Origin of the sequence: Frateuria edaphi (assembly GCF_021117405.1) — a bacterium.
Taxonomy (GTDB): Bacteria; Pseudomonadota; Gammaproteobacteria; order Xanthomonadales; family Rhodanobacteraceae; genus Frateuria_A; species Frateuria_A edaphi.
In genome coordinates, this window is sequence record NZ_CP088251.1 from 661,175 (window position 1) to 682,801 (window position 21,627).

20 protein-coding genes are annotated in these 21,627 nt (G+C 70.2%); 15 read left to right on the forward strand and 5 right to left on the reverse strand.

Annotated elements, in window-relative coordinates:
* The first annotated feature begins 31 nt into the window (after positions 1-31).
* The 4 genes from LQ772_RS02915 to LQ772_RS02930 all read left to right on the forward strand — a co-directional run bounded on the left by LQ772_RS02915 (position 32) and on the right by LQ772_RS02930 (position 5,635).
* Positions 32-1,780, forward strand: coding sequence for a tetratricopeptide repeat protein (locus tag LQ772_RS02915; RefSeq protein WP_231323844.1), 1,749 nt, complete (start codon positions 32-34; stop codon positions 1,778-1,780).
* 11 nt (positions 1,781-1,791) lie between these two features.
* A complete protein-coding gene (locus tag LQ772_RS02920) occupies positions 1,792-2,622 on the forward strand; it encodes an NAD-dependent epimerase/dehydratase family protein (RefSeq protein ID WP_231323845.1) in 831 nt (276 codons plus the stop codon).
* A 176-nt stretch (positions 2,623-2,798) separates the two neighbouring features.
* The gene (gene mrcB / locus LQ772_RS02925) at positions 2,799-5,102 is read left to right on the forward strand and encodes a penicillin-binding protein 1B (RefSeq protein WP_425600833.1); all 2,304 of its coding nucleotides are present in this window, start codon (positions 2,799-2,801) and stop codon (positions 5,100-5,102) included.
* 11 nt (positions 5,103-5,113) lie between these two features.
* Positions 5,114-5,635, forward strand: a complete 522-nt coding sequence (locus tag LQ772_RS02930; RefSeq protein ID WP_231323849.1) for a tetratricopeptide repeat protein — start codon at positions 5,114-5,116, stop codon at positions 5,633-5,635.
* Between the two features lie 40 nt (positions 5,636-5,675).
* On the opposite strand, the gene LQ772_RS02935 is transcribed toward LQ772_RS02930, so the two are convergent.
* A complete protein-coding gene (locus LQ772_RS02935) occupies positions 5,676-6,065 on the reverse strand; it encodes an MAPEG family protein (protein WP_231323851.1) in 390 nt (129 codons plus the stop codon).
* 70 nt (positions 6,066-6,135) lie between these two features.
* Complete coding sequence (locus tag LQ772_RS02940; RefSeq protein ID WP_231323853.1) at positions 6,136-6,708, reverse strand: TMEM175 family protein; 573 nt, start codon at positions 6,706-6,708, stop codon at positions 6,136-6,138.
* A gap of 91 nt (positions 6,709-6,799) precedes the next feature.
* Here LQ772_RS02940 and yoaA point away from each other — a divergent pair, with 91 nt between their 5' ends.
* Together yoaA and LQ772_RS02950 are read left to right on the forward strand one after the other, a co-directional pair.
* Complete coding sequence (gene yoaA / locus LQ772_RS02945) at positions 6,800-8,737, forward strand: DNA repair helicase YoaA (RefSeq protein ID WP_231323855.1); 1,938 nt, start codon at positions 6,800-6,802, stop codon at positions 8,735-8,737.
* Positions 8,738-8,904: 167 nt separating this feature from the next.
* Positions 8,905-9,273 carry a VOC family protein gene (locus LQ772_RS02950; protein ID WP_231323857.1) on the forward strand — a complete coding sequence of 123 codons (369 nt, stop codon included), beginning with the start codon at positions 8,905-8,907 and terminating at the stop codon, positions 9,271-9,273.
* On the opposite strand, the gene LQ772_RS02955 is transcribed toward LQ772_RS02950, so the two are convergent.
* Positions 9,270-10,127, reverse strand: a complete 858-nt coding sequence (locus LQ772_RS02955) for a helix-turn-helix domain-containing protein (protein ID WP_231323858.1) — start codon at positions 10,125-10,127, stop codon at positions 9,270-9,272. The two genes, LQ772_RS02950 and LQ772_RS02955, sit on opposite strands and share 4 nt — an antisense overlap.
* A gap of 128 nt (positions 10,128-10,255) precedes the next feature.
* Between LQ772_RS02955 and LQ772_RS02960 the strand changes: the two genes are divergently transcribed.
* From LQ772_RS02960 to LQ772_RS03000, 9 genes are all read left to right on the forward strand, one after another.
* Positions 10,256-10,408, forward strand: a complete 153-nt coding sequence (locus LQ772_RS02960; RefSeq protein WP_231323860.1) for a hypothetical protein — start codon at positions 10,256-10,258, stop codon at positions 10,406-10,408.
* A 45-nt stretch (positions 10,409-10,453) separates the two neighbouring features.
* Positions 10,454-11,080: an HAD hydrolase-like protein gene (locus LQ772_RS02965; RefSeq protein ID WP_231323862.1), complete on the forward strand. Its 627-nt coding sequence runs from the start codon at positions 10,454-10,456 to the stop codon at positions 11,078-11,080.
* Positions 11,081-11,391: 311 nt separating this feature from the next.
* Complete coding sequence (locus LQ772_RS02970) at positions 11,392-12,519, forward strand: DmsE family decaheme c-type cytochrome (protein ID WP_231323864.1); 1,128 nt, start codon at positions 11,392-11,394, stop codon at positions 12,517-12,519.
* Between the two features lie 28 nt (positions 12,520-12,547).
* A complete protein-coding gene (locus LQ772_RS02975) occupies positions 12,548-15,139 on the forward strand; it encodes an MtrB/PioB family outer membrane beta-barrel protein (protein WP_231323866.1) in 2,592 nt (863 codons plus the stop codon).
* A 10-nt stretch (positions 15,140-15,149) separates the two neighbouring features.
* A complete protein-coding gene (locus LQ772_RS02980) occupies positions 15,150-15,869 on the forward strand; it encodes a c-type cytochrome (protein WP_231323868.1) in 720 nt (239 codons plus the stop codon).
* A gap of 131 nt (positions 15,870-16,000) precedes the next feature.
* On the forward strand, positions 16,001-17,302 hold the full coding sequence (locus tag LQ772_RS02985; protein ID WP_231323870.1) for a GGDEF domain-containing protein: 1,302 nt from the start codon (positions 16,001-16,003) through the stop codon (positions 17,300-17,302).
* Positions 17,303-17,344: 42 nt separating this feature from the next.
* Positions 17,345-18,175 (forward strand): helix-turn-helix transcriptional regulator, encoded by an 831-nt coding sequence (locus LQ772_RS02990; protein ID WP_231323872.1) that lies wholly within the window; start codon positions 17,345-17,347, stop codon positions 18,173-18,175.
* Between the two features lie 165 nt (positions 18,176-18,340).
* A complete protein-coding gene (locus tag LQ772_RS02995; RefSeq protein WP_231323874.1) occupies positions 18,341-18,496 on the forward strand; it encodes a hypothetical protein in 156 nt (51 codons plus the stop codon).
* 113 nt (positions 18,497-18,609) lie between these two features.
* Entirely contained in the window at positions 18,610-19,377 is a 768-nt protein-coding gene (locus LQ772_RS03000) for an isocitrate lyase/PEP mutase family protein (RefSeq protein WP_231323876.1), read from the forward strand.
* 54 nt (positions 19,378-19,431) lie between these two features.
* Here the strand turns inward: LQ772_RS03000 and LQ772_RS03005 are convergent, their stop codons facing one another.
* Both LQ772_RS03005 and LQ772_RS03010 read right to left on the reverse strand, forming a co-directional pair.
* Complete coding sequence (locus tag LQ772_RS03005; protein WP_231323877.1) at positions 19,432-20,844, reverse strand: FAD/NAD(P)-binding protein; 1,413 nt, start codon at positions 20,842-20,844, stop codon at positions 19,432-19,434.
* Between the two features lie 288 nt (positions 20,845-21,132).
* Positions 21,133-21,606, reverse strand: coding sequence for a DoxX family protein (locus LQ772_RS03010; protein ID WP_231323879.1), 474 nt, complete (start codon positions 21,604-21,606; stop codon positions 21,133-21,135).
* Positions 21,607-21,627: the final 21 nt, after the last annotated feature.

The following is a 21,627-nucleotide window of genomic DNA, read 5'->3' on the forward strand; positions in this document are numbered from 1 at the left end:
GCTGGATCCGTTGCCAGGACAGCTTTGGACCATGAGCGGACGCAGAGACCAAGACAGCCGGGACGGACGCGCCGAACCCACGCTGGGCGACCTGGGCGACCTGGACGCACCGCGCCCGCGCGCGGACGATCCGGACGACCGCTTGCCGCCGATCGCCTTCCATACGCCGCGGCGCCCGCCACCCGCGCGCCGTCGGCGCCTGCGCCTGCGCAGCTGGCACCTGGTCGCGCTGGTGGTCGTGTTGCTGCTCGGCGCGGGCGTCTGGGCGCTGCGCGAATACCAGAACAGCCTGCGCGACATGGTCCCGCGCACGGAACTGAATGACGTCCTGAGCCGTGCCGACAAGGCGTTGCAGGACGGCCACCTGGACGGCACCGACGGCATAAGTGCGCGCGAGCTCTACCAGGGCGCCCGCGCACTCGAACCGGACAACGACCGCGCCCGCGACGGCCTGCACCAGGTCGGCATGGCCGAACTCTCGCGCGCCGACACCGCCTTCCGCGCCGGTCGCCTTGACGAGGCGCAGCAGGAACTCACCGTCGCCCGCGAACTGCTCGGCGGCGGCAGTGACGTCGACCGGCTCGACGGGATGATCCGGCAGGCGCGTGGCGCCGCGCAGCCGGCCGACGACCTGGTCGAACGCGCGCAGCAGGCGCTCAACGCAGGCAAGCTCACCGGCCAGGACGGCGCCGGCGCGCTCTACCAGCAGATGCTTGCCGCCGATCGCGACAACGCGGTGGCCCAGCACGGCCTGGATCAGGTCGGCAGCGGCCTTGCCGCACAGGCGCGCGCCGCGCTCGCCCATGGCGATGCGACCACCGCTGCCACCATCATCGACCAGCTGACCGCGCTGCTTCCCAGCTACGGCGACCTGCCCGCGTTGCGCGCCGCGCTCGCGCAGGCGCAGCACCAGGACGACGGCGCCCTGCTCGACGCCATTTCGCAGGGCCAGCAGGCCTTGCGCGACGGCCGTATCGCGGGCGAGGGCGACGAGACCGCGCTGGCGCACTTCCAGGCCGCGCTCAAGCTCGATCCCGGCAATGTGCAGGCCCGCGCAGGCCTGGGCCAGGTCGCCCAGGCACTGGTGGTACAGGCCAACGCGGCGCTCGATGCCGACGACACCGACCAGGCCTCCCGCCTGCTCGACCAGGCCGAGGCGCTGGCGCCCAAGTCCGCCGATCTCGCCGCCGCGCGGGCGCGGCTGAACACCAAGGCCGCGCGAGCCACGCCGCCTGCCACGCAGCCCGCAGCCACGCCGCCGGCGCCAACCGCCGCCAAGCCGGCGCAACCTGCGCCCGAAGCCGAACCGCCGCCCCCCCCGCCGCCGGAACTGACCGCCGACCAGATCGAACAGGTGGCCGAACTGGTGCGCCGGGCACGCACCGCCGCCACGCAGGGCCTGATCATGCTGCCGCCGGGCGAGAGCGCGTACGACCTCTACCGCAACGCGCTGGCCATCGACGGCAACAACCAGGCCGCGCTGCAGGGGCTGGAAGACCTGCCCAACCTGGTCGTGCAACTGTTCAACCAGGCCCTCGCCAGCAGCGACCTGGACAAGGCCGGCGAATTGCTCGGCGCGCTTGGCGACCTCTCGCCCGGCGACTCCAACGAAAGCGTGTTGCGCGAGCGGCTGGTAGACGCCTGGCTGGACCAGGCCGAGCAGCAGCTCGACCGCGGCGACCGCGCCAACGCGGCGCAGTCGATCGAGCAGGCACGCCGGCTCGCGCCGTACCTGCCGCGCGTGAGCGAACTGTCGCGGCGCCTGCAATCCGGCCACTGACCGGGGATCGCATGACCGTCGTGGTGTTCGGGGCCAGCGGCCAGATCGGCCATTTCCTATTGCCGCGCCTGCGCGCGCGCGGCGAGCCGGTGATCGCGGTGAGCCGCGAGCCGCATGCCGACAGCGAGGGCGTGCGCTGGGTGCGCGGTGGCCTGCCCGATGCGGTGCCCACGCTGTCGCCTGTGTCCGCCATCGTCAGTTACGGACCGCTGCAGCCGTTCGCCCGCTGGCTCGCCGCGGCAGCGTCAACCGGTTCGCCGTGCGTCGTGGCCACCAGTTCGATGAGCGCGCAGAGCAAGGCCGCTTCCGAGGTGCCGGCCGAGCGCGAGATCGCGCGGCAACTGCAGCAGGGTGAAGCGGAACTGGTGGCCGCCTGCGAAGTGCTGGGCTGCGCCTGGACCGTATTGCGGCCGACACTGATCTACGGCGCTGGCCGCGACAAGAGCCTGACCCCGCTCGCGCGCCGGGCGATGCGCACCCGTGCGTTTCCGCGCCCCATCGGTGGCGGCCTGCGCCAGCCGGTCCACGCCGACGACATCGCGCTGGCCACGCTGGCCGCGATCGATCGACCCGCCAACCGCGTGCTGATGCTCGGCGGTGGCGAGCGGCTGACCGCGGGCGACATGTTTGCCCGCGTCCAGCGCAGCCTGCCGATGGCAACCTTGCCGTTGCCGGTCCCGACCTGGCTGCTGCGCCTGGTCCGCCATGCAGTGCCGCGGTTGCGCGGTCCGCTGGCGCGACTGGATGCCGATCTGGTCGCCGACAACAGCGAGCTGGAACGCCTGCTCGACGTGCATCCGCGACCGTTCCGGCCGGATGCGCGGTGTTGGGAGCCGGGCTGACCCTTTTTGCGCGGGCGGGCGGGAAACGCACCACCCGGTTTGCCCGCCCCGTGCCATCCGTACGCCCGCGCCACGCCACATCCCGCCGCCCACGTTCAGATGCGCGCCGGGTGGCACGCCCTATCATCGGAGCCCACCTTGGATCCAGGTTCCCAACCTTGGCACTGATCTCTCGCATGGGCGCGTTCGCGCGCCACAGCTGGCGCTGGCTGCGCATCCCTTTCTGGGTCGTGCTCGGCCTGGGGCTGGGTTTCGTGCTGCCGTACACGCTGATCCTCAACAAGCGCGTGCAGGACCGTTTCAACGACCTGGTGTTCGCCGTGCCCACGCGCGTATATGCGCGTCCGCTGGAACTGGCCGCCGGCGTACCGATGTCGCCGTCTGCGCTGGAACTCGAACTGACCTTCGCCGGCTACATCCACGATGCCGCCGGCAGCGTGCCGGGCACCTGGACGCGCAATGGCAGCCGCTACGTGATCTCCTCGCGTGGCTACGCCGGTCCGGACGGCGGTGAACTGCCCAAGCGCATCCGCGTGACACTGGGTCGCGGCCAGGTCGAGTCGCTCGCCGAGGCGGCCAGCGGCGCGCCGATCAAGCTCGCCCACCTGGATCCGGCACGCATCGCCACCGTCTACGGCTCGCAGCAGGAAGAGCGCCGCATCGTGCGGCTGGCCGACGTGCCGCCGCTGCTGGTGAGCGGCCTGCAGGCGGTCGAGGACCGCGACTTCAAGCATCACATCGGCCTCGATTTCAGCGCGATCCTGCGCGCCGCCTTCGCCAACCTGCGCGCCGGCCACACGGTGCAGGGCGGCTCCACGCTGACCCAGCAGCTGGTGCGCAACCTGTTCCTGGACCGCAGCCAGAACCTGGTGCGCAAGTTCAACGAGGCGCTGCTCTCGCTGCTGATCGAGGCGCATTACTCCAAGGACCGCATCCTGGAGGCCTACATCAACGAGGTCTTCCTGGGCCAGCAGGGCAACCAGGCGGTGCACGGCTTCGCCGCGGGCGCCGAGTTCTACTTCGGCCGCCGGCTGGAGGACCTGCGGCCGCAGGAAATCGCGCTGCTGGTGGGCATGGTCAAGGGCCCGAGCTACTACGACCCGCGCCGCTTCCCCAAGCGCGCGCTGGCGCGGCGCAACCTGGTGCTGAAGGAGTTCTACGACACCGGCCTGCTTGGCGCCGGCCAGGTCAACGCCGCGCAGGCCGCGCCGCTGGACATCGCGACGAACGCGCAGCTGCCGCACAACCGCTTCCCGGCGTTCATGCAGCTGGTGCGCGCGCAGATCACCAACGACTTCGACGACGAGACATTGCGCAACGGCAAGCTGTCGATCTTCACCACGCTCGACCCCGCCGCGCAGCTCTACGCCGAGCAGGCGATCACCACCGCCATCAAGAACATGGGCAAGCGCGGCGACAAGGTGCAGGCGGCCGGTGTGGTCACCGATACCGACAGCGGCAGCGTGCTGGCGGTGGTCGGCAGCAAGACGCCCGGCGACCCCGGCTTCAACCGTGCGCTCGATGCGCGCCGGCCGATCGGCTCGCTGGTCAAGCCCTTCGTCTACCTGGTGGCGCTGACCGATCCGGCGCACTGGAACCTGGGCACGCCGCTGGACGATTCGCCGATCATGCTGCGCCAGCCCAATGGCAAGACCTGGATGCCACAGAACGACGACAACCAGTCGCACGGCTTCGTGCCGATGGTCGACGCGCTGGCGCATTCGTGGAACCTGGCGACGATCCACCTGGGCCTTGCCGTCGGCGTGCAGCGGGTCAGGGCGTTCCTGGAGTCGTTCGGCTTCACCGACATCAATCCGAGTCCCTCGATGCTGATCGGCGCTGTCGACATGTCGCCGTTCCAGGTCGCCCAGCTCTACGAATACGTGGCCGCCGACGGCCACGCGCTGCCGCTGCTGGCGGTGCGCGGCGTAGTCGATGGCGAGGGCCATACCGTCAAGCGTTATGAGATCGAAGGCGGCAAGGGCGAGTACCAGCAAGCGGTGCGGCTGGTCACCTGGGCGATGCAGCAGGTAGCCGAGTACGGCACCGCGCACAGCCTGGGCGACTCCTCGCTGGCCTGGCTCAACGCCGCCGGCAAGACCGGCACCAGCAACGACATGCGCGACAGCTGGTTCGCCGGCTTCACCGCCGACCGCCTCGCGGTGTTCTGGATGGGCCGCGACGACAACAAGCCGACCGGCCTGTTCGGCGCCACCGGCGGTCTGCGCGCCTGGCAGGACCTGTTCCGCCACCTGCCCACGCGCCCGCTTTCGCCGCAGCCGGGCGAGGGCCTGGAAATGGCCTGGATCAATCCGGTCGACGGCAAGCCCACGCAGCCCGAGTGCGAGGGCGCGCGCCAGTTCCCGGTCGTCGCCGGCTCGCTTCCGGCCGATAGCGAGGGCTGCTTCTGGCAGCGCATCGGCAACTTCTTCGGCGGCGACGGCAACACGCCCGCGCCCGCCGCTTCCACGCTTCCCTAGAGACCCTTTCGATGTTTTCCGTTTCGCGCTTTCGTTTTGCCTCCGCCACGCTCGCCACGCTGCTGCTCGCCGGCTGTTTCAGTGTCCCGCCGCAAGAAGAAAAGCCGGTGCTGCCGGCCCACGACATGGTCAGCGCAATTCGCGCAGCCGGCGCTCGCGAGCAGTCGGTCATCGACGTGGCGCCCTTGCGCGACCCCGGCGTCAGTGCCTGGCAGGACGCAGCCCAGGCAGACGAACGCGCTGGCCGTTACGCCGATGCGGCCGCCAAGCTCGACCAGGCGCTCAAGCTCAATCCCGACTCGCCGGACCTGTTGCAGGACCGCGCCGAAGTGGCGATCCGCCTGCATGACTACACCAGCGCCGAGCGCCTGGCACGCCATTCCTGGTCGCTCGGACCGCAACTCGGGCCGCTGTGCGCACGCAACTGGCAGACGGTGGTCGAGATCCGCCAGCAGGCCGGCGACAAGACCGGCGCCATCGCGGCGCGCAAGGGCGTGCAGGACTGCCACAAGGAGGGCGTCCCACGTTACTGAGGGCTTAGCTCCCCAAAGGGGGAAGGGGAGCAGGTAGCGTTCAGAGCAGCGCGGCGAGCAACATCAGGATACCCACGATGCTCACCGCCCAAACCAGCGTGCGCAGGTAGGGAATGCCCGCCGCATACACCGGCACGTAGACCAGCCGCGCCCAGAAATACAACTGCGCGCCGAGCGCGCTGGTTGCAGCCTGTTTGCCCATCGCGACCACCGCGAGCGCCAGCGCGGCAAAGAACGCGAACGTCTCCAGGAAATTGGCGCGCGCGCGGTCCAGTCGGCCAGGAACGCCGGTCAACGGCGCCGCAGACCCGTCCCTTGCGCTGGCCGCCCAGCCCGGGCCGCGCTGGGCCATCGAGCCGACCGCCGCAATGGCGATCTGCGCCAGCCCCAGGATCACGCTCCATACCAGCATCTGCAGTTCGGTCGTCATCGGTGCTCCCAGGTTCGAGGTGGTGCCATCGGCGGGGCGGGGCGCATTCGGCGTCCCGCCGGTTCGTTGCTCAGCGACTTGCTTCGGGCCGCAAATGCAGCATCAGGCCGCCGCATATGAGCGCGAATCCGATGCGCGGGGCAACCAGCGCCACGAGCGCGGCGGCCAGGAAGACTGCCAGCACGACCAGCGACCGCCGCCGCGCGAGCCGCCGCGGGCGTTCGGGCAGATAAATCGCCGTGGCAAGTACCTGGCGTTCGAAGACGTTGTAGACGGTGTCGATGCAGACGAAGAGTCCGGCATAGAACACCATCGGCGCCGAGGCGAGCCCGGTGCGCGCGATCCAGGAGGTCGCAAAAGGCAGCAGCGACACCAGGAAAAGGTGGGCGAAGTTGATCCATATCAGCCCGAGTGTTGGCTGATCGGCGAGCCGCATCAGATGGTGGTGGTTGATCCAGATGACGGCGATGAAGAGATAGCTCACCGCATAGCTGATCGCCGTGGGCCACAACGGCACCAGCGCCGAGAACGACGGCCGGTCGGGTGCCTCCAGTTCCAGCACCATGATCGTCACGATCACGGCGAAGACGGCATCGGAGTAGGCGGCCAGCCGTTCCGCCGTGGCCTTCTTTTCCCCACCCATGGCGCGCTTCCCGGAAAAGTTGCCGCCATGGTGCGCCGGCGCCGGGTCGCTCGCCAGTGCGCCCCCGCCTCGGCTCGGCGATACTTGCTCGATGACCGATCCTGAAGACATCGGCGCGCTGCTCGGCGCCGACGGCCCGTTTGCCCGCGAGCTGCCCAACTTTGCCCCGCGCCTGGCGCAACAGGCGATGGCCCGCTCGGTCGCCGACGCCATCGCCAACCGCGACACGCTCATCGCCGAGGCCGGCACCGGCACCGGCAAGACCTACGCGTACCTCGTGCCGGCGCTGCTCTCGGGCGAGCGGGTGATCGTCTCCACCGGTACCAAGGCGCTGCAGGACCAGCTCTATTTCCGCGACCTTCCCAGGGTGCGCGCGGTGCTCGGCACGCGCGGCAAGGCGGCGCTGCTGAAGGGGCGCGCCAATTACCTGTGCCTCTACCGGCTCGACCAGACCGTGCGCGAGGGCGGCACCTTCGAGCGCACGGAGGCCTCGCAGCTGGCCGCCATCCGCGCCTGGTCGGCACGCACCCGCGCCGGCGACCGCATGGAACTGGCCGAGGTCCCGGAGGAATCGCCGCTGTGGCCGCGGGTCACCTCCACGCCGGAAAACTGCCTGGGCGTCGAGTGCCCGTTCTTCGACGACTGCCACGTCGTCAAGGCGCGCCGCGAGGCGCTGGAAGCGGACCTGGTGGTGGTCAACCATCACCTGCTGTTCGCCGACCTCGCGCTCAAGCAGGAAGGCTTCGGCGAGATCCTACCCGGTGCCAGCGCGTTCATCCTGGACGAGGCGCACCAGGTGCCCGAGCTGGCCGGCCAGTTCTTCTCGCAGAGCGTGAGCGCGCGCCAACTTGGTGACCTGGCCGCGGACGCGCTGCGCGAATGCACCGGCGTCACCGGCGCCATCGGCCTGCTGCTGGAACCGGTCGAGGCGCTGCAGGATGCCCTGCGCCGGCTGCGCCTTGCCATGGACGCGCTGCCCACGCGTGGCCCGTTCCAGCAACTGGACGCGTTGGCCACTGTGCACGAAGGACTCCGGGATCTCGGCGAACTGCTCGCGGCCTTCACCGACCTGCTCGCCTCGCAGGCCGAGCGCTCGCGCGGCCTTGCCAATGTGCACGAGCGCGCGGCCGCGCTCGCCGAACGGCTCGACCGCATCGTCGAAGGCGGCGGCGCCGAGGACGTTCGCTGGTACGAACTCTTCCCGCGCGGCTTTTCTCTCCACGCCACGCCGCTGGACCTCGCCGCGCCACTGCGCGCCATGCGCGAGCGCACCGGCGCGGCATGGATCCACACCTCCGCCACGCTCTCGGTCGCCGGCAGCTTCGACCACTTCGCCCGCCAGCTCGGCCTGGACGATCCGCAGGCGCTGCATCTGGACAGCCCGTTCGACTACGCCAGCCAGGCCCTGTGCTACCTGCCTGCCGGCCTGCCCGATCCCAACGCACGCGACCATACCGAACGGGTGATCGAGGCTGCGCTGCCCGTACTCGAAGCCTCCCACGGCCGCGCCTTCCTGCTGTTCACCTCGCACCGCGCGCTGCGCCGCGCGGCCGAACTGCTGGCCGACCGCGTGCCGTGGCCGCTGTTCGTGCAGGGCAGCGCGCCGCGCCACCAGCTGCTCGAAGACTTCCGCGCCAGCGGCCACGGTGTGCTGCTCGGGGCGGCGAGCTTCTGGGAAGGCGTCGATGTCGCCGGCGAAGCATTGAGCGTGGTGGTGATCGACAAGCTGCCCTTCGCCGCGCCCGACGATCCGGTGCTGCAGGCACGGCTGGATGCGCTGGAGCAGTCGGGCATCAATCCGTTCATGGGCTGGCAGGTACCTGCCGCCGCGATCGCGCTCAAGCAGGGCGCCGGCCGCCTGATCCGCGACGTGCACGACCGCGGCGTGCTGGTGCTCTGCGACCCGCGCCTGACCAGCAAGGGTTACGGCCGCCTGTTCCTCGCCAGCCTGCCGCCGATGCCGCGTACCCGCGAGCTGGCCGACGTGCAGGCGTTCTTCGAGCGCTCCACCCTGCCGATCGCCGGCTGATCCCCTGAAGGAGTGCGCCTGTGCGCGACTGCCATGCATCGCGGTGCCGGTGCACTCCTGCAGAAACCCCGCGGGCAATGGATGGCTGGCACCGGCCTGTTGGCGCACTATTCGCCCGGCGCCTGAGACGGCCGCATCCGCGGTCGTAGGCGAACCGGGGAGCGGACATGGGCAAGGTCATCGGACTGGGTGGGATCTTCTTCAAGTCGCGCGATCCGGGCGCGCTGACGGCGTGGTACGCGCGGCACCTCGGGCTCGAGCCGGAGGCGTGGGGCGGCGTGCGTTTCCAGGAGGATGCGTCGCGCCCGGGCTACCTGCTGTGGACGCCGTTTCCCGCCGACACCACGTACTTCGAGCCGAGCCAGCAGGCCTACATGATCAACTTCCGCGTCGATGACCTGACCGAGCTGCTGGAGCGCTTGCGCGCCGACGGCGTGGAGGTGGACGAGCGCGTGGACCAGAGCGAGTACGGCGCGTTCGGCTGGATCATGGATCCCGAAGGCAACCGCATCGAACTCTGGCAGCCGCCGGCCTAGGCCCGGCTTGCGGCTGCGACGGGCCGACCCGTGGCGCGACCGGCCGCGGGCGCCGGGTTTTCCGGCACCAGCATCGTCGGCGCCAGGCCGAACATGCGGCGGCAGGTGCGGCTCAGGTGTGCCGAATCGGCGAACCCGGCCTGCTGCGCCGCTTCCGTCCACGAGCCGCCAGCAAGCCCCCGCGCCACCGCGAAACCGACGCGCGCCCACAGCAGGTAAGCGCGGAACGAAATGCCGGTCTGCGCGACGAACAGATGGCGGAAGCGGCTGGGCGACAGGTGCGCCATCGCGGCCGCCTGCGAGAGCGTGAGTTCGGCCCCGGGCTGGTCGCGCACGCGGTCCAGCACCACGGCGATGCGCCGGTCGACGGCCTGCGGTCCGGCGGGCGTGGCGGCCAGGTGTTCGACCACGCGCTGCGCCGCCTCGATGAGCGACTGGTCCGTGCCGCGCGCGTCGAATACGGCATGCAACGCGGCGGCGAGCGCACCCAGGCCGTCATCGGGCAGCAGGCTCACGTGGTGTTCGCCATAACGCGCGAGCAAGGCGCGGCCGGCCAGCGTTTCCGGTTCGACGAACACCATCGCCACCGGCTGGCCGCAGCCGTCGAAGACGTGCCAGCGGTCGGGCATCACGATCGCCGCCGAGGTTTCGTGCCACGTTTCCTCGGCCGCATCGCGGATGCGGATCGGTTGCGCTGCGGCGAGCGTGACCTGGATGGCATGGTGGCTGTGCGGCTGCACCTGTCCGGTGTCGCGGCCGACCCACACGCTCGCGCCCTTCCACAACAACACACGGCCGACGCCACCCGCGCCGCGGCGGGAATCGCTGCCGTTGCCGGCCATGCCTGGGGACATCGCGGGCCTCCGCGTCGAACAGGGACCCGCGAAGGTTAGCCCCTCGATTCAAGCGTGCGGTAGGGGCGGTCCTGAAAATGGCGTCCACGGATCGAGCATCCGTACCCCTACCCATCGAGGACACGACCATGAACAACACCGACACCTTCGCCTGCCGCTGTGCCAACTGCGCCGGCGCCACCTGCACCTGCGGCTGCCAGGCCGCCCCCGCCAGCCAGCCCGGCTGCGGTTGCGGTTGCAGCATCGGCCAGCCCTGCCGCTGCGGCGAGCCGAACGCCTGAAGTCCTGTCGGCGGCGTGCCCCGTGCACGCCGCCCAAGGCCGCCCATGCGCTACGACCTGATCATCTTCGACCTGGACGGCACGCTTGCCGATTCCTTCCCATTTTTCGTGAGCGTCCACAACAGCCTGGCCGACCGCCACGGCTTCCGCCGCATCGAGCCGGCCGAGGTCGAGCCGCTTCGCCGGTTGTCGGCGCGCGAGATCATGCGGCGCCTGGGCTTGCCGCGCTGGAAGCTTCCGCTGGTGGCACGCAGCTTCGTGCGGCTGATGCGCGAGGCGGATGTCCGCCTGTTCGACGGCGTCGCCGAGGCGCTGGAAACCCTGCACGTGCGCGGCGTGGCGACCGCGCTGGTCTCCTCCAACACCAGCGACAACTGCCGCCGGATCCTCGGCGACGAACATTGGCGACGGCTGGCGCATGTCGAGTGCGGCGCGTCGATTTTCGGAAAGCGCCGGCGCATCGCGCGCGTGCTCAGCGCCACCGGCACCCTCCCGCCGCGCGCCATCTATGTTGGCGACCAGATCACCGATGGCGAGGCGGCGCGCGCCGCCGGGGTCGATTTCGGCGCTGTCGCCTGGGGCTATGGAGCGCCGCAATCGCTGCAGCGCCTGCTGCCGGCCCATCTGTTTCACCACGCCGACGAACTGGCCATGCTGGCGCACTCTTTGTAGAGCCCGCTGTGGCGGTGCTCTTCCGCCCAGCCCGGCGATAAGCATCGCCCACCAGTAGCTCCGACCAGGGAATGGGCGCGCCTGCGTTTCCGGCGGGCCCATGCAACCCCGAAGCCGCCAGGCGGCACTTACTGTGGGTTCCGGCGGCAGTTACTCGCTTCGGCCGCCGGAACTGCCCGAAGCGCTTGCATCCGCGCTTCACGCTGGAGGGTCTATTCGGCTCCGGCGGCGGATGCATGCGTCGCCGTGCCGGACTCCGCGGGGGCGGGGTCTGCGTCGAAGGTTCTCGCCAGCCATCGGGGATGCCAGCCATGCGTGCCATACCGGTTTCGTTCGCGGCCGTGCTGTCCATCGCCGTGGGGCTCGGCGGCGTGGTGTGGTCCGCGGCCCGCGCGCAATCGACCCCGCAGATCGAGCCCGCGCCGGCCGCTAGCCAGCCGTCCAGCGGGCTGACCCAGTCCGACATCGCGCGCATGCTCCCGGCCACCGACATGGGCGCGGGCGATTTCCGCAAGGACAACCCGCATCTGCGCCAGGTCGAGGACAGCCCGGCCACCTCGTTCGACGCCGCCCCGATCCCGCACAACCCGCTGGCGCCCGACGCCGACCCCGTCGGTGCGAAGACCTGCGCCGCCTGCCATTCGCTGGAGGACATGCACGCCGCCCACTCCGTGCACGTGCAGGCGTTCAATGCCGGCGCGGCCAACAGCGGTCCGCAGGCGGCCTGCGAGAGCTGCCACGGCCCGGGCTCGGAACACGCGAAGAACCCGACCCAACCCGGCGCGATCATCGCCTTCACCCACGGCGCGAAAACCGACGTGCACACCCAGACCACCGTCTGCCTGGGCTGCCATGCCGGCGGCGCGCGCCAGCACTGGCTTGGTTCGGTGCACGAGGCGCGCGGGCTGTCGTGCGCCGATTGCCACAACCCGATGGCGCGGCTGTCGCCCGAGGGCGTGCTCGCCAAGCCTTCGATCAACGAGGTCTGCGCCACCTGCCACAAGGACATCATGGCCAAGTTCAACCGGCGCTCGCACATGCCGCTGCCGGAAGGGCAGATGGCCTGCACCGATTGCCACAACCCGCACGGCACGCTGACCCGTCCGCTGCTGAAGACCGATACGGTCAACGAGACCTGCTACGCGTGCCACGCCGAGAAGCGCGGACCGTTCCTGTTCGAGCACGCGCCGGTGCGCGAGAGCTGCCTCAACTGCCACGACCCGCACGGCTCCAACCAGCAGACGCTGCTGGTGGCGCCGGTGCCGATGCTGTGCCAGCAGTGCCACACCATGACGCGCCACCCGAACGACCTGCAGGTGCCGACCAACCTGGGCCGCGGGCCGAACCCCGACGAGCGCCTGATGGGCCGCGCCTGCCTGACCTGCCACACCAACATCCACGGCTCGAACAACCCTTCGGGCTCGCGCTTCCACAAATAGGGCGAAAAAGCGGGGGAGGAGCCACGCCATGCGCACCATCCATCCGATGTCCCGCGCCATTCTCCTCGCGCTGCTGGCCGGCGCGCCGCTGGCGCACGCCAGCGACAGCAGCGACACCATGCGCGTGGGCGACATGCAGTACGGCAACGGGCTGGACCCGCGCGGCTGGTCGCCGTTGATGACGCCCGGTCCGGACGGCATGTCGTGGCTGCACCCGGGCATGCTGCGCACGCCCAGTGGCGCGCTCTATCCCTACCCGTACGACCTCGCCGGCAAGCCGTCGGGGCAGGGCGGCGACTGGACCTATTGGGGCCTGCTGCAACTGGGCTACATCCACGTCGGCGGCGACCGCAACGCGGAGTTCTTCCGCCAGTACACCGACTGGAAGAACGGCGCCGCGCTGGGCCTGTTCGCGCTCGGTTTCGACAATCCGAAGACCGGCAGCTACGTCGAGTTCCGCGGCAGCCGGATCAGCGGCGACGACCAGTATTACCGCCTGCGCGCCGGCCGTTACGGACACTACAAGTTCCAGGCGTTCTACCGCGACATCCCGCACACGGTGTCGACCAACGCTTTCCCGATCTGGGACGGCATCGGCAGCAGCAACCTCACCTTGCCGGCGAGCCTCGTCCCGGGCGGCAGCACCATCGCCGCCGTGCAGGCGGCCTCGGCTGCCGCGCCCCGGCGCACCATCGCGCTGACCCGCACGCGCACGGGCCTCAGCCTCGAAGGCGCGCTCTACCGCGACTGGATCGGCTTTGCGTCGATCACCAGCGAGAAGCGTGACGGCACGCGGCTGTGGGGCGGGCCGATGTTCTTCAACTATCCGTTCTTCACCGACACCGGCTCCCCGTTCGGTGGCGACGGCGGCATCATGGAAACGGTCCGGCCGATCGACTTCACCACGACCGACGTCAATATCGGCCTGCGTCGCGTCGGCAAGCTGTGGCACTTCAACGCGCTCTACAGCGGCTCGTTCTTCCGCGACCACAAGAGTTACCTGGACTACCAGAACCCGTTCCTGATCCACAACGTGGTCGGCGTTCCCAACGTCGCGCCGGTGGTCGATGGCGAGTATTCGCTGGAACCGGACAACGACTACCACAACCTGCGCCTGGAGCTGTCACGCGAGCTCAAGTGGCGCGGCGAACTCTCGCTGGCGGCCGCCTACGGGACCATGCGCCAGAACGACGCGCTGCTGCCGCCGGTCAATTGCACCGGCACGCTGGGCTTCGCCGTGGGGCCGCTCCAGCAGCTGATCCCGTGCGACCTGTGGAACACGCCCGCGGCGCTCTCGCGCACGCATGCCAACGCGCGCATCGACACCGGATTGTTCGACGCCAAGCTCAGCTTCCATCCGGGCCGCCGCTTCGGCTGGCACGCGGAACTGCGCTATTACGACGAGGACAACAAGACCCGCTACCTGGCCTACAACCCGCTCACCGGGCAGTACGGCTACATCTCCGAGAACGGCGCGCAGGGCAGCGTGGTGCCGGGCGAGACGGGCATCTTCGACAGCGGCTACTACGCCACCTCCAACGTGCAGATCGCCAGCGTGCCGTTCGGCTACCGAGACACGCTGCTGGAACTGGGCGCGGACTGGAACGTCGGCGAATCCGATTCGCTCAGCCTGGTCTACACCTTCGACCACAACCAGCCGCGCCACCGCGAACGCACGCGGCTGGACGAGCAGCGCATCAAGCTCTCCTGGGTCAGCCGCTCGCTGGGAGACGCCACGTTGCGGGCGAGCTTCGAGTACGGCGATCGCAGTGGCGGCACGTACAACTACGACCCCTACGAGGCGTATTACTCCAGGTCGCTGCCAGGCTTCATCAATGCCGGCGGCATTCCGCCACCCGCATTCACCGTCGACGCCATGCGCAAGTACGACATGAGCGACCGCAAGGAAACCAAGGCACGGGTGATCCTGATCTATCCGCTGGGCGACACCAGTACCGTCTCGGCGACCTTCTACGGCAGCCGCGACCAGTACGACGCGCTGGTCGGCCGGCAGAATACGCGCAGCACCGGCTTCACTGGCGAGTGGGATTGGCAGCCCGGGCCGCATACCAATGCCAGCGTCTACGTCGGCGCCGAAACGACGAGGCTCAAGCTCGCCAACGTCGCCGACGACGAATCGGCCTTCGGCGGCCCGGGCCGCGTCGATCCGAGCTTTGGCGGAACGCTCTATCCGCTGGAAAACTACTGGCACGACCTGGACCGCGAACGCGACTACAACGCCGGCATCACCTTCGCGCACGACTTCGGGCGGGTGAAGCTCGACCTGGCGTGGAACTACACCCAGTCGCTCTCCCAGCTCAACTACGACTTCGCCTCGCCCGGCGCACTGACGTTTCCGGATGTGGCGCCGCTGCTCGACGGCAGCTTCCCGGACAACCACTACCGTTCCAGCACATTCGACGCGGGCCTGAGCTTCCCGGTCACCGACAGCATCGGCGTGCGGCTGTTCGGCCGCTACCAGAGCGGCAGCTTCCTGGACTGGCACTACCTGGGCTTCGATGACACGCTGGTCTACGACCACCGCATCTACACCGACCGCGGCCCGCAGCTGCATTACCGCGCCACGCTGGTCGGCGCCATGCTCAGCATCAAGCTGTGAGGGCCATCGCATGAACCGCCTGCTGCTCGCGCTGCTGTCCCTACTGGGCGTCGCCTGCGTACCCCTGTCGGTACAAGCCCAGGTCGATACGCCGCCATCGGCGACACCCGCTGCGGCGTCGTCGGCCGCGTTCCTCGATCTGCGCGCACAGGCTCCGATCCAGGGCGATGCGGCTGCCGGATCGGCCAAGGACGGCGTGTGTTCGGCCTGTCACGGGCCGCAAGGCATCGCGATCGCGCCCAACTTTCCCAACCTGGCCGGGCAATCGGCCACCTACCTGTACGTCCAGCTCAAGGCGTTCCATCAAGGCCAGCGCAGCGATCCGATCATGAGCGGGCAGGCCGCGCCGCTGACCGACACCGACATGCGCGACATCGCCACCCATTACGCCTCGCTCGCCCCGAAACCCTCCGGCCCGACCGATGCCAGCTCGCGCGGCGCACAACTGTTTCTCACCGGCGATCCGGAGCGCGGCATCCCCCCTTGCCAGGGCTGCCATGGCAGCGACGCGCTCGGCCCCCGCGTGCAGCCGGCCCGTTCGCCTCACCCGCCCTGGTCGACCATCCCGCGCCTGCGCGGACAGTCGGCGATCTACCTCACGAAACGTCTCACCGACTTCCGCAACGGCGTGCGCCCCGGCAGCAGCAACACGCGGATCATGGAAGGCGTCGCCCGCTCGCTGGACGACGAGGACGTGCAGGCGCTGGCGGCCTATCTCTCCAGCCTGTGAGCGGCGACCGGTTCCCGCGGGAGGAGTGGACGGAGGGGGAGGCCGCACGCGACGGTCTGACACGCGTCACCCTTCGTCGCCGTTCAAGCCGCTAGTCTTCGGCCGGTCTGACGCGGGCCGGAGGCTTCGGGATGAGATGGGAACAACGGTTACGGCAGCTCACCGTTGCCCAGCGCCTGGCGCTCTTCCTTGTGCTGGTGCTGTTGCCACTGGTCGCGCTGAGCGTGGTCAGCGTAGCGGTGCTCAACGAACAGGAGGCGGGCTTCAGCGAGTCGGTCGAAGAGTCGGTGACCATGCTTTTGCCGCTGAGCACGCTCGAGCACTATCTGCAGCGCGCGCTGGTCGACGAACTGGAGGAGCAGTCGGGCCAGTCCTCGCCCAACTTCGCGGCGCTGGCCGACACGATCGACAAGACCTTCGCCAGTATCGAGGCAGTTGACCAGGGCACCGCCATTGCCCCGGAGGTCGGCGAGGCCGAACAGGCCTGGGACAGCGCCCGTCCCTCGGTGCGCCGCTTGATCGAGCAGGTCAGGCCGTTGGCCACCGGCCAGGCCGACGCAATCGCCGACGCCCGCGCCCGGGCGGAACTGCAGGCGGCCATTGACGAGATCGCCAAGGCCCGGCGACAGCTCACGGCCGTGGTCAAGGCCCGCTATCTCCGCGCGATCGCCCAGCGCCACCAGCAGTTGCGCTGGCTGGTGGCCGGCTGGGCACTGACGCTTTTCGCCGCCGCGCTGATGGTGGCCGCGCTGGTGCGCTCGCTGCTTCGGCCGATCCATGAGCTGGGCCGCGCCGCGCGCAGCGTGGGCGAAGGCGTGCCTGGGGTGCGCGCGCCGGTCAGCGGCAGCGACGAACTCACGCTCCTGGCCGAGCGCTTCAACGAGATGGCGGCGTACTGGGAGACCTCGCGCCAGAGCCTGCTGACCGAAGCGGCGCAGGACCCGCTGACCGGCGTGCTGAATCGCCGCGGCGTCCTGGCTGCGCTGGAAGCGGACCTTGCCGCGCATGCCCGCGAGCAGGCGCCGCTCAGCCTGTTCATGATCGACCTGGACCGCTTCAAGACCATCAACGACCAGTTCGGGCACAGCGCGGGCGACCGCGCGCTGGTCTGGGTGGCGACGCGCCTGCGCGAGATGCTGCGCGACGGCGACCGGCTGGGCCGCTACGGCGGCGACGAATTCCTAGTGGTGCTTCCGCGCACCACGCTGGCACAGGCCGAGGATATCGCCGGCCGCATCGAGGCCGGCCTCAACGAGGCCGCCGCGCGCGAGTCGGCCCGGCCCGGCGCCAGTATCGGCATCGGTGCCGCTCCCGAACACGGCTGGGCCGCCGCGGCGCTGATGGAAGCGGCCGACCGCATGCTCTACGCCCGCAAGGGCCAGCGACGCGCGGATGCCGGTGGCGGCTGGCGGCCCACCTCCGCCACCGGCTGAGAGCGCTAATCTGCGCATCCCCTTGCCGCCTTGCTCCGCCCCATGACGGATTTCCAGGTCCAGACCTTGCTCAGCACGCCGCTGGTCGACGTGCACGATGTGGTCTGTGCCGGCACCTGTCGGCACCGGGGCGAGGTTGAGCGAGCCAGCCGCACGCACCTGGTCTTCCCCTATCGCGGCACGTACGTGCGCCATGTCGGCAGTGACGACGCGGTAGCCGATGCGAGCCAGGTGCTGTTCTTCAACGCGGGGGAGGACTACCAGGTCAGCCATCCGAACCCGGGCGGCGATGCGAGCCTGTCGATGACCCTGGACGAGGTGCTGCTGCGCGAGATCGCGCCGGCCGAACTGGTGTTTCCGGACGAGCCGCTGCGCTTTCGCGAGTCGCGCCTGCGCATCGACCCGCGCGCGCAGGCGCTGGTGGCGCTGTTGCGCCACTCGCTGCGCGAGAACGTCGCCGAGCCGCTGGAGGGCGAGAGCCTGACGCTGACCCTGGTGCACCGCGCCCTCGCGCCGCGCACCACCCACGCGGCCGCTTCCAGCCACGGCCGCCAGCGTCTGGTCGACCGCGCCAAGCTAGTCCTCTCGCGCGACCTGGCGCGTCGCTGGACGCTGGCCGAGGTGGCGGCGGAAGTCGGCGTGTCGGCGGTCTACCTCACCCAGAGCTTCCGCCAGGTCGAGGGCGTGCCGCTGTACCGCTACCAGTTGCGCCTGCGCCTGGCGCGCGCGCTGGACCTCTTGCGCGATTACGACGACCTCGCCGCGCTGGGCGTGGACCTGGGCTTTTCCAGCCACAGCCACTTCAGCGCCGCATTCCAGAAGATGTACGGGCGCACGCCCAGCGAGTTCCGCCAGATCGCGCTGCACCGATGATCGCTAAAGTTTTCGACAGCGTCCGGAGCGCATCCGGGGTCTACTGATCACGCCCACCCCGGGCGACACCCGGCCTTCATCCCGCATTGCCCGCGCAAAAGCGCGTGGCGGTTTGCGCGAAGACGCACGCCGAGGGTGTTCCACCAATGGTTAGGAGGATCCGACATGAGCGAGCGAACCTGCGCCGCATGCGATTACCCGCTGGACGAAAACGCCATCCAGGTACGGATCGGCGGACAGACGGTCGAGGTCTGTTGCGACGATTGCGCCGTCAAGCTGAAGGAGGCGCACGCCTCCGCGATGGCGTCGAAGCCGGCGTGATGCCGGCCCCCCGAGCCGCACCGCCCGGACGTGGCGGTGCGGTTTCCCCCGCGCATGCCACGGCGGCCACCAGGCCCCGTGCGCCGATGCGTGCGACCCCGATGGAGTGACCAATGACTTCGCAGAACGACAATGCCCGGCTGTTCCATGCCCTGCACGTGAAAGGCCGGCCGCTGGTGCTCTTCAACGCCTGGGACGCCGGCAGCGCGCGCGTGGTGGCCGAAGCCGGCGCCGCGGCGATCGCCACCGGCAGTTGGTCGGTCGCGGGCGCGAACGGTTTCGAGGACGGCGAACACATGCCGTTCCCGCTCGCCCTGGATAACCTGCACCGCATCGTCGGCGCGGTCACGCAACCGGTGACGATCGACCTGGAAAGCGGCTACGGCGAAGCGCCCGAGGAAGTCGGCGCCACCGTCGCCGCGGCGCTGCGCGGCGGTGCGGTCGGTTGCAACCTGGAAGACAGCTTTCCCGCCAACGGCCGCCTGCGCGACACCGCCGCGCAAGTCCAGCGTCTCGCCGCCGCGCGCGCGGCGGCAGACGACGCGGGCGTGGCGATGTTCATCAACGCGCGCACGGACGTGTTCTTCCAGAAGCCCGCCGCCGAGCACGACATGGCGATGGTCGAGGATGCGTTGCAGCGCGCCCGCGCTTACGCCGATGCCGGCGCGAGCGGCCTGTTCGTCCCCGGCGTGGTTGCCGAGTCGCTGATCGCGCGCCTGGCCGAAGCCTCGCTGCTGCCGGTCAACGTCATGGCCATGCCGGGTGTGCCGGGTCGTGCGCGCCTGGGCGAACTGGGCGTGGCGCGCGTCAGCCACGGGCCGGGCCCCTGGCGCGGAGCCATGCAGTGGCTGGCCGAGGCGGCCAGGGCGGCCATGGCGTGACGTAGCGGGCTTCCGCCCGTCGATCTCCGGAAACGTCGGTGGGCTGAAGCCCGGTTACGGGGCCAGGGCGGGCCGCGCGGTGATCGCGCTTTCGCGCGGCACCTGCGCATCCGCTCCTGCCAGCCGACGGGCCAGTTGCTGAGCGGCCACGCGGATCTCGGCCATCGCGCTGCACTCCCACAGATTGCCGCGCAGCAGCGCCCCGATCGCGTACAGCCCGACCTGCAGCTCGCCGCGGGCGTTGAGCAGTTGCCCGTCCGGATGCGCGGCCACGCCCAGTTGCAGCGGGTCGGGCGTGGCCAATCCATCGCGCAGAAGTCGCGAAAGCAGCGTGTGTTCGGTGAACGCGACGGCGGTGTCCAGTCCGGTGGCTTGGATCACCAGGTCCGCGCCGAGCGTGTCCAATTGCTGCGTGGCGCGGTGGCGCACGCTGACCTGCAGCGGCCCGTGTCCGTCGACGCCAAGCACGCGCGCGGCGTGTACCTGCAGGCGACCTTGTTCGAGCATCGCGTCCAGCGCGCGGGCCGAAGCCGGCGCGACGCGGTGGCGCGCCGCCTCCCACAGCCAGCGCAGGTGGCGCAGGAACTGCCGCCGTTGCTGCGCATCCAGCCGCCGCCACAGGCGCGCGTTGATCGGGCGCATGCCGTCGAGCAGGCTGCGCCAGTCCGTGCGTGGCGAGGCTTCGATGGCGGCATGCACGTGCCTGAGCATGGCGAGCGGGTTCTCGCAGGCAAGCAGGGCGGTATTGAGCGCCGACTGCCGCGCGTACGGCGCCAGCGGCAGCGCGGTGTGCTCGAACGGGAATCGGCCGTGGCGGGATAGCGCCACCAGTTCGGCCGTCGGCCAGCGCTCGGCGGCGGAGAGCAGCGTGTCGACCGCCGTGAGTCCGGTGCCGATCACCAGCACGCGGTGCGGCGCCGGTTCCCGTCGCGCGATGCGCCACGGGTCGAGCACGTAGGCTCCGCTCTGCAGCGCCTCGCGCGTCACCGCCTTCAGCGGCCGCGGCGCCAGCGCACCCAGCGCGAGCACGACCGCGTCGGCCTTGATCAGTACGCCGCCGGCGAGGCGGACCGCGTAGCCGCCGTCGCACAGCGGCTCGATCTGGACCGCATCCTCGCCGTGGATCTGGAACTGCCGCCCCTGCTGCAACGCCTGGTCCGCGCAGGAACGCACCTGCGCCTCGATGAAGTCGCCGAACAGGCCGCGCGGCAGGAAGTCGTCGCCGCCGACGCCATCGACCTGCCGCGCGGCGAACTGCAGGAACTCGCCCTCGCTGCCGGCGAACAGACCCATCGCGTGTGCACGCACGTTGAGCAGGTGCCGGTCGCTGCCGGCGGCGTAGGCGACGCCACGGCCGGCCACCGTGCGGTCGCCGGTGATCCAGTGCACGCGCGCGCCGCGCCGCAGCAACTCGCCGAAAAGCGAGGCGCCCGCGGCGCCCCCGCCGATGATCGCAATGTCAGCCATACGCACTCCTGTCGGGGACAACCCGGCAGCGCTCTGCCACGGGGCAGGGCGGGAAGGGTGGGGGATGTGAAAGGACGGCCCGACCTGCCGGTCAGGCGCGGCGGGCGGGGCGCTCCGTGGATGCCGTGCGATGCGGGGTCTGCATGGGGCTCACCTGGGACCGGTTGGTTGGCAGCCACTCGAACACAGCATCCGTTAAGGAACGGCTAGGGCCCCGCAAGGATCGGGTTTGTCACGGCGAGCACGAAACGTAGACGCCAGGGCACCGCCCGGCTGCGGAACGCCCCGTCACCGCTTCCGCCACAGGCGGTCCAGCGCCCACGGACCGCTTCCGCCCAGCACCAGGGCGACCAGCGCGGCGAGGTAAAGCAAATCGGTCTCGTACCCCGGTTGCCCGAAGTGCGCACCGGATGCGGTGACCGCCTGCAACTTGATCGAGCTGAAGCCGTTGGGCAGGTGCACGGTGAAGATCGCCACCATCAGCACGATCGCCATCGGGATGCTCGCCAGCGGAATGAACGCGCCGACCAGCACCGCCAGGCCGCCGAACAGCTCGACCAGGATCGTCGCCCACGCGAGCAGCTCCGGCGCCGGCATCCCCAGCGCGTGCAGGATGCCGGTGAACGACTCCGGCCCGCGCGCGAGCTTGGCGTAGCCGTGTTCCATGAAGCCGAAGCCAACGATCAGGCGCAGCGGGATCGCGTACCAGTGGTAGCGGAGCGTCGGCAGCAGGTGCCGGGAGCGGTCGATGAGGGTGTCCATGCGGGCGTTTCGCTCCCGCCC